This window comes from Streptomyces sp. 13-12-16 (assembly GCF_002114215.1).
GTDB lineage: Bacteria > Actinomycetota > Actinomycetes > Streptomycetales > Streptomycetaceae > Streptomyces.
In genome coordinates this window covers 789-7374 of record NZ_NCTE01001282.1, presented here as the reverse complement: position 1 = coordinate 7374, position 6586 = coordinate 789, and the positions used below count along the sequence as shown (strand labels likewise).

5 protein-coding genes are annotated in these 6586 nt (G+C 71.6%); 3 read left to right on the top strand and 2 right to left on the bottom strand.

All coding sequences use genetic code 11. The features are described from left to right. A partial coding sequence (locus B7767_RS39430) for a xanthine dehydrogenase family protein molybdopterin-binding subunit (protein ID WP_085576136.1) occupies positions 1–2078 on the top strand: 2078 nt, incomplete at its 5' end. Here B7767_RS39430 and B7767_RS39425 read toward each other — a convergent pair. Continuing rightward, entirely contained in the window at positions 2056–2889 is an 834-nt protein-coding gene (locus B7767_RS39425; RefSeq protein WP_085576135.1) for a pentapeptide repeat-containing protein, read from the bottom strand. The two genes, B7767_RS39430 and B7767_RS39425, sit on opposite strands and share 23 nt — an antisense overlap. A 67-nt stretch (positions 2890–2956) precedes the next feature. After that, on the bottom strand, positions 2957–3904 hold the full coding sequence (locus B7767_RS39420; protein WP_085576134.1) for a methionyl-tRNA formyltransferase: 948 nt from the start codon (positions 3902–3904) through the stop codon (positions 2957–2959). A 256-nt stretch (positions 3905–4160) separates the two neighbouring features. On the opposite strand from B7767_RS39420, the gene B7767_RS39415 reads away from it, so the two are divergent. After that, positions 4161–5510, top strand: coding sequence for a lysine N(6)-hydroxylase/L-ornithine N(5)-oxygenase family protein (locus B7767_RS39415; RefSeq protein ID WP_085576133.1), 1350 nt, complete (start codon positions 4161–4163; stop codon positions 5508–5510). Between the two features lie 98 nt (positions 5511–5608). Further along, positions 5609–6586, top strand: a 978-nt coding sequence (locus B7767_RS39410) for an iron-siderophore ABC transporter substrate-binding protein (protein WP_218775856.1), incomplete at its 3' end; no start/stop codon positions are given.

The window sequence follows — 6586 nt, the reverse complement described above, 5'->3', positions numbered from 1 at the left end:
GCCAGAAGGTCACCGGCGGCGCCCGCTACGCCGCCGAACACCCCCTGCCGGACCGCGTCCACGCCTGGCCCGTCCTCGCGACCGTCGCCCGCGGCCGGGTGACGGCCGTCGACACCACGGCCGCCCTCGGGCTGCCCGGTGTCCTGACCGTGCTCACCCACGAGAACGCCCCCCGCCTCACCGCACCCGACGACCCCACCCTCGCCGTGCTCCAGGAACCCGCGGTGCCGCACCGCGGCTGGGTCGTCGCGCTCGTCGTCGCCCGCTCCCCGGAGGAGGCCCGTGCCGCCGCCGCGGCCGTCCGCGCCGAGTACGCCGTGGAGGAGCACGACGTGACGCTCGCCGCGGACCATCCCGGGGCGTACGAGCCGGAGACCGCCAACGCCGGCCACCCGGCCCGCCGTGAGTACGGGGACCCCGACGGCGCCCTCGCCTCCGCCCCCGTCCGCGTCGACGTCTCCTACCGCGTACCGCCGCTGCACAACCACCCCATGGAGCCCCACACCAGTACGGCGCGGTGGGAAGGCGACCGCCTCGTCGTGCACACCTCCAGCCAGGGCGCCACCGCGGTGCGCGCCACGCTCGCCGCGCTGTTCGAGCTGCCCGAGGACAGGATCACCGTCGTCGCCGGCCATGTGGGCGGCGGCTTCGGCTCCAAGGGCACCCCGCGCCCCGACGTCGTGCTCGCCGTCATGGCCGCCCGGGAGACCGGCCGGCCCGTCACCGTCGCCCTGCCCCGCCGCGACATGCCCGCCCTCGTCGGCCACCGGGCCCCCACCCTGCACCGGCTCCGCCTCGGCGCCGACGACGACGGCCGGCTGACCGGCCTGACCCACGAGATCGTCACCCACACCTCCCGCGTCAAGGAGTTCGTGGAGCAGGCGGCGGTCCCCGCGCGCGTCATGTACGCCACCCCGAGCAGCCGTACGCTCCACCGGGTGGTCCGGCTCGACGTGCCGACCCCGTCCTGGATGCGCGCCCCCGGTGAATGCCCCGGCATGTACGCCCTGGAGTCGGCGGTGGACGAACTCGCCACCGCCCTCGGCGTGGACCCGGTGCGGCTGCGCCTCCTCAACGAACCCGAGCGGGAACCGGACAGCGGCAAACCGTTCAGCAGCAGGCACCTCACGGAGTGTCTGCGCGAGGGCGCCCGCCGCTTCGGCTGGGACCGCAGGGATCCCCGCCCCCGTTCCCGGGCGGAGGGACCGCTGCTCGTCGGCACGGGCGTCGCGGCGGCCACCTACCCCGTCCTCGTCCAGCCGTCCACCGCGGAGGCGCGCGCACTGCCGGACGGGACCTTCACGGTCCGCGTCAACGCCACCGACATCGGCACCGGGGCCCGCACCGTGCTCGCCCAGGTGGCGGCGGACGCCCTGCGCGTGCCTTTGGACCGGGTACGGACCGAGATCGGCGACAGCGACCTGCCGTCCGCGTCCCTGGCCGGGGGATCCTCCGGAACCGCCTCCTGGGGATGGGCCGTGCACGACGCCTGCACCAGGCTCACGGGCCGGCTGGGCGGCCTCACGGGCCGGCTGCCCGACGAGGGCGTCATCGCCCACGCCGACACGACGGGCCGGGCGGACGCCGAGAGCCCCTACGCCCGCCACGCCTTCGGGGCGCACTTCGCCGAGGTCACCGTCGACTCCGTCACCGGCGAGGTGCGGGTACGCCGGATGCTCGGCGTATTCGCCGCCGGACGCATCCTCAACGCCCGTACCGCACGCTCCCAGTTCATCGGCGGCATGGTCATGGGACTGGGCATGGCACTGACCGAGGGCAGCACGATGGACGCCGCGTTCGGCGACTTCACCGAGTCCGACCTGGCGTCCTACCACGTGCCCGCGCACGCCGACGTGCCCGCCGTCGAGGCGCACTGGATCGACGAGCACGACGGCCACCTCAACCCGATGGGCAGCAAGGGGATCGGCGAGATCGGCAACGTGGGCAGCGCGGCCGCCGTCGGCAACGCCGTCCACCACGCCACCGGCGTCCGCTTCCGCGACCTCCCGCTGACCCCGGACAAGGTGCTCGCCGGGCTGTCGGGACCGCCCGCGCCTACCAGTGGGCGGGGCGGCTGAGCCCGGCAGGCAGCACGGTGGCCGCGTCGCCCCTGGCCGCGTCGAGCTGCGCCTGGGTGAGGAAGAGGGCGCCGGTGAGGTCGGCGCCGCCGAGGTCCGCGTCGCGCAGGTCGGCGCCGATCAGGTCGGCGTCGCGCAGATCCGCCCCGCTCAGGTCCGCGGCGACGAGGAGGGCCCCGCGCAGGCTGGCTCCCCTGAGGCCGGCGCCGGACAGCTTCGCGCCGATCAGATCGGCTCCGCGGTGGTCCTTCCTGCGGCCCGGGACGCGGGCCCGGGCGAGTTCGCTGGCGCGCAGCAGCAGCGGGTTGACCTCGCCGCGCAGCGCGTTCACGTCCACCGCGGTGACCTCCTCGGCGCTGCCGCGGGTCAGGCCGTCGATCCGGGCCAGCGCCCGTCGCAGCTCCTTGTGGACGGGCCGGGCCGCCGCGAGGTCGAGGGCCTCGGCGGTGTACCGGAGCAGCTCGTGCAGTTGCCGCATCACGGGGAAGACCTCGAACATGGCGCGCGCCGTCTCCGGCGCCCGGCGCCAGTCGGTGCCGCCGAAGGTGACCTGCGAAACCTTCTGTCCGGCGCCGAAGCAGTCGAAGACGGTGCAGCCGGGGTAGCCCCGGTCGCGCAGCCGCTCGTGGATGCCGCAGCGGAAGTCCGTCCGGAGGTGGGAGCACGCCTGCCCGGCGGCCTTGTCGACGGCGAAGTCGGCGGAGCGGGCGAAGGGCAGGGCCACACAGCACAGGCCGAAGCAGTCGGCGCAGTCGGCCTGCAGGTCCTTGCGGCCCCCGGCGGTCACGGGGGCTTCGTGCTGGGGTGACACCGTGCGGGCTCCCGTTGTGCGACGAGCGGTCGGCGCCCATTCTCGCAGACGGTTCACCCGCGGATCCTCAAGGACGGCCGGTGAGGTAGCCGCCCATCGAGGTGAAGTACTCGGTCGCGCCGAGCTCCCGGCCGTCCTCGGTCCGTACGCGGGTGATGGCCAGACCGTGGTTGCGGCCGGTACGGGCGTCGGCGCCGGCGACGATCACCACGCCGTCACCCTCGCGGTAGAAGATCCGGCCGGGCGTCCCGCCGTAGCGTCCCCGGGACACCACGGCGGCCAGGACCTCGAGGCGCCGGCCCTTGTGGAAGGTGAAGGCGCTCGGGTACGGGTCCGACTGGGCGCGTACGAGGCGCTCCAGGTCCTCGGCGGGCCAGTTCCAGTCGATCCGGATGTCCTCGAGGGACCGTTTGTGGAAGAAGCTGGCCTGGGAGCGGTCCTGCTTGGTGAACTCGGTCCGCCCGGAGGCGATCAGGTCGAGGGCGCCCGTGGTGACGGGGGCGATCAGGTCGACGGTCCTGTGGAACAGGTCGGTGGCCGTGTCCGTCGGCCCGACCGGGACCGCCCGCTGCAGGACGATGTCCCCGGCGTCGAGTTCCTCGTCCATCAGGTGCGCGGTGACGCCGACCTCGGACTCCCCGTTGATGAGGGCCCAGATCAGGGGAGAGAAGCCGGCGTACTTCGGCAGCAGCGAGTCGTGGACGTTCAGCGTGCCGTGCCGGGGCAGGCCGTAGATGTGCGGGGGGATCCAGGTGCGCCAGTTGTTGGCGACGATGATGTCGGGGTCGGCGTCCTTGAGCCGCGCGAACAGCTCCTCGTCGTCGGGGCGGTCGCGGACGATGACGGGGATGCCGTGTTCCTCGGCGAGCTCGGCGACCGAGTCGCTCCAGATCCGCTCGTAGGCGTGCTCGCTCCTGGGATGTGTCACCACCGTCGCCACGTCGTGCCCGGAATCCAGCAGGGCCCGCAGGGTGCGGTGGCCCCAGGTCTGATAGCCGAACATGACGACCCGCATGCGGTTCCTCCTCGTGCAGGGAATGGCCGCCGTCAGTAAAGCAAGGCTTACCTAACGTTTCAATACCGCCTGGAAAAAGGCGGTTTGATGGATCGTCAGTAAATCGAACTCGTGAACTGCCCCTTTTGTCCAGTCGACAGCCTCACGGCATAAGCTTAGGCTTCCCTAAGTTCTGCGGGTCCGCCGTTCCGCCGGCGTACCCCTCCTCCCGTAAACCCGACGCCGGACAACCGGCCGCCCGCACGATGGGAGTGACATGGCTCAGGTTCTTCCTGGCGACCCACCTCCGGTCCACGACCTCATCGGCATCGGCTTCGGCCCGTCCAACGTGGCCATGGCGATCGCGCTCAGCGAGCACAACGCGCGTGCCGGCAGGCAGGAGACGGTCACCGCCCACTTCTTCGAGCGGCAGCCGGCGTTCGGCTGGCACCGGGGCATGCTGATCGACGACGCGACGATGCAGGTGTCCTTCCTCAAGGACCTGGTGACCCTCCGCAACCCGACCAGCGAATACAGCTTCCTGAGCTATCTGCAGAGCAAGGGACGACTGATCGACTTCGTCAACCACAAGAACTTCTTCCCGCTGCGGACGGAGTTCCACGACTACTTCGAATGGGCGGCGGCGAAGGTCGACGACATGGTCTCCTACGGCCACGAGGTCGTCGCCGTCGAACCCGTCCTACGTGACGGAGCGGTCGAGTACCTGGACGTGACGGCCCGCTCGCGGGACGGGCTGGTGGTCCACCGGGCCCGCAACCTGGTCATCGGCACCGGGCTGCGCCCGCGGATGCCGGAGGGGGTCGAACGCTCCGACCGCATCTGGCACAACTCCGACCTGCTGGCCAAGGTGGACGCCCTGGAGGGCACGGATCCCTCCCGGTTCGTCGTGGTCGGCGCCGGCCAGAGCGCCGCCGAGAACGTCGCCTACCTGCACCGCCGCTTCCCCGGCGCCGAGGTCCACGCCGTCTTCTCCCGCTACGGCTACAGCCCCGCCGACGACAGCAACTTCGCCAACCGCATCTTCGACCCCGAGGCGGTGGACGAGTACTTCACCGCCCCCGAGGACGTCAAGCGCAAGCTGATGGACTACCACGGGAACACCAACTACTCCGTGGTCGACACGGACCTCATCGAGGACCTGTACCGGCGCGTGTACCAGGAGAAGGTGCTCGGCGCCGAGCGGCTCCACTTCCACAACGTGTCCCGGCTCACCGGAGTCGTCGAGACCCCGGAGCGGGTCCACGCCACCGTCGTCTCCCTGGTCACCGGCGAGCGGACCGCCCTCGACGCCGACGTCGTCGTGTACGGCACGGGATACCTGCCCGCCGACGGACTGGCCCTCCTCGGCGAGACGGCCGGACTCTGCCACCGCGACGACGAGGGCCGCGTCCGCGTCGAGCGGGACTACCGCGTGGCGACCCGCCCCGCACTGCGCTGCGGCGTCTACCTGCAGGGCGGCACCGAACACACCCACGGCATCACCTCGTCCCTGCTGTCGAACATCGCGATCCGGGTCGGCGAGATCCTGGACTCGATCCTCGACCGGACCCCCGCGTCCCCCGACGCGCCCCGTCCCCTCACCGACGGGATCGGCACCTCCCGCTAGCCGGCCCGAGGTCCACCCCCCCCACACCGCCGCGCACTGCCCGGTCGTCGTACCCGGCAGGCGCGGCACCCCTGTGAAACCCCGTGAAAGGAACCAACGTGTCCACTGGAACACGCCCCGCGCCGGCGCGGATCGCCGGACTCATTCCCAGGGTGGTCGTGGCCGCCGTCGCCGCGCTCGCCCTGACCGCCTGTGGGGGCGGGACCGACGACTCCTCGTCCGACAAGGACCCCGCGTCCTCGGCCGGCGCGGGCGCGCAGTCCGCGGCGTTCCCGGTCACGGTCGAGCACAAGTACGGCAGTACGACCATCGAGGAGGAACCGAAGAAGGTCGTCACGCTCGGACTGTCGGACCAGGACGCGGTGCTGGCGCTCGGCGTCAAGCCGGTCGGCGCCGTCGACTGGTTCAAGGAGAAGCCGTACGGCAAGTGGCCCTGGACCAAGGAACTCTGGGGCTCCGACACCCCCGAGATCGTCGGCGAGCGCGACGAGTACAACATGGAGAAGATCGCCGCGCTGCAGCCGGACCTGGTCATCGCCCAGTACTCGGGCATGAAGAAGGAGCAGTACGACACGCTCTCGAAGTTCACCAAGGTCGTCGCCCAGCCCGAGGACCACCCGGACTACGGGGCCCCCTGGCAGGAGATGACCCGGCAGATCGGCAAGGCGCTCGGCAGGGACGACCGGGCCGAGAAGCTGATCTCGGACATCGACGCGCAGTTCAAGACCGTCCGCGACGAACACCCCGAGTTCGGCGGTCTGACCCTGGCCGTCGCCGACAGCTTCGAGGCCGGCAAGTACTCGGCGTTCACCGCGACCGACCCCAAGGCCATCTTCTTCGGGGAACTGGGCTTCAAGCTGAAGCCGGAGATCGACGAGCTGGCCAAGCCGGGCTGGAACGTGGCCGAGCTCAGCGCCGAGAAGCTGAACGTCCTCGACGTCGACCGCCTGGTCTGGGTCACCTCCGGTACCGACGCCAACGACCGCATCGAGGCGGAGCCGCTGTACAGGAAGCTGAAGGTCAGCCAGGACGAGCGCGACCTGTTCGTGCCCTACCAGGACCCGGACATCGGCGCG

Excerpts from the sequence above, each read along its gene's own strand:
- B7767_RS39415 (WP_085576133.1), top strand. The coding sequence starts at position 4,161 with ATGGCTCAGGTTCTTCCTGGCGACCCACCTCCGGTCCACGACCTCATC.
- B7767_RS39420 (WP_085576134.1), bottom strand. The coding sequence starts at position 3,904 with ATGCGGGTCGTCATGTTCGGCTATCAGACCTGGGGCCACCGCACCCTG.